This window comes from Pseudomonas sp. AGC41 (assembly GCF_057334555.1).
Genome location: NZ_JBHFJB010000122.1, coordinates 1 through 1,501, shown reverse-complemented (window position 1 = coordinate 1,501; position 1,501 = coordinate 1). Strand labels below are relative to the sequence as shown.

Below are 1,501 nucleotides of genomic sequence, written 5' to 3'. Positions count from 1 at the left end.
GCTGCGTAGCGGCCCCGAGTTTCTGGCGGTTGCTGCGCAACCGAACGGGAGCAAGCTACCTCGCCACAGCTGGAATAAGGGCGCTCTCATCACCACGGCGTTCGAGTGGACTAAACCATCGCCAACCGCTGCTTGCCCTGTGGCTGCGGGAACACCAGGTCCAACGCCGCCAGATCCTGGGGCTCCAGCTGTAGATTCGCTGCTTCGGCGTTCAGGCGCACGTGTTCAGCTTGCACAGCCTTGGGGATGGCGATGACGTTGTCCTGGCGCAGCAGCCAGGCGAGGGCGATCTGTGCCGGCGTCGCGCGGTGGCGTTCGGCGATTTGTTGCAGGGTGTGGTCCTTGAGCAAATGCCCGCCCTGGCCGACCGGACAATAGACCATGACCGGCATGCGCTGTTGCTGGCTCCAGGGCAGCAGGTCGAATTCGATGCCGCGTTCTTGCAGGTTGTACAACACTTGATTGGTCGCACAGGCCGGCGAGGCCAGCTCCTCCAGATCGTCGACGTCAAAGTTCGACACGCCCCAGCGGCCGATCTTGCCTTCTTCGCGCAGGTGCTCAAACGCTTCGACGGTTTCCTCCAGTGGGTACTGGCCGCGCCAGTGCAGCAAATAGAGGTCGATATAATCGGTGTCGAGTCGCCGCAAGCTGCGCTCGCAGGCCAACGGAATGCCTTTGCGGCTGGCATTGTGCGGGTAGACCTTGCTCACCAGGAATACCTGGTCGCGTAGCCCGGTGATCGCTTCGCCAACGACCTGCTCGGCGCCGCCCTCGGCGTACATTTCGGCGGTGTCGATCAGGCTCATGCCCAGTTCGATGCCCAGGCGCAGGGCGGCTACTTCTTTCTTGTGATGGGACGGTTCCTCACCCATCCGCCAGGTGCCCTGGCCGATTACCGGTACGGATACACCGGCCAATTCCACAGTTCTCATGCACATCTCCTGTCGTGCTGGTCGATACAGCGTGTGGCAGCAGGATAGACCAGGCGTTCCAACCTTGATCGTTCCCGCGCAAAAGGTGGGAACGATCGGTTGGTGGCAGGATTACTCGGCCGAGAACTTCAGCACCATGGTCTGGGTGTAGGTCTGGCCCGGATCAAGTCGGGTGGAAGGGAAGGACGGCTGGTTTGGCGAATCGGGATAATGCTGGGTTTCCAGGGTAAACGCGCTCCAGTGCGGGTAGACCTTGCCTTGCTTGCCCTTGATCGTGCCGTCGAGGAAGTTGCTGGTGTAGAACTGCACGCCCGGCTCGCTGGTGTAGAGCTGCAGGCGCCGTCCGGACTGCGGATCCTGGACCTCGGCGGCGAGTTTGCTCACGTCGCCCTTGGCGTCGAGTACCCAGTTGAAATCGAAGCCGCCTTGTTTCGGTTCGGCAAATTTCAGCTGTGGATGATCAGCCTTGATATGCGTGCCAATGGGCGTGGGCTTGGTGAAGTCCATCGGGGTGCCGGTTACTGGCGCCAGCTCGCCGGTGGGGATCAGCTTGGCGGTCACTGGTGTGT

2 protein-coding genes are annotated in these 1,501 nt (G+C 61.6%); both read right to left on the bottom strand.

Going from position 1 to position 1,501, the window contains the following annotated elements; all coding sequences use genetic code 11:
- Window positions 1–110: 110 nt before the first annotated feature.
- Window positions 111–932 carry an aldo/keto reductase gene (locus tag ACE04F_RS21265; protein ID WP_486109769.1) on the bottom strand — a complete coding sequence of 274 codons (822 nt, stop codon included), beginning with the start codon at window positions 930–932 and terminating at the stop codon, window positions 111–113.
- Between the two features lie 111 nt (window positions 933–1,043).
- The coding region (locus ACE04F_RS21260; RefSeq protein ID WP_486109767.1) for an aldose epimerase family protein at window positions 1,044–1,501 on the bottom strand (458 nt) is incomplete at its 5' end.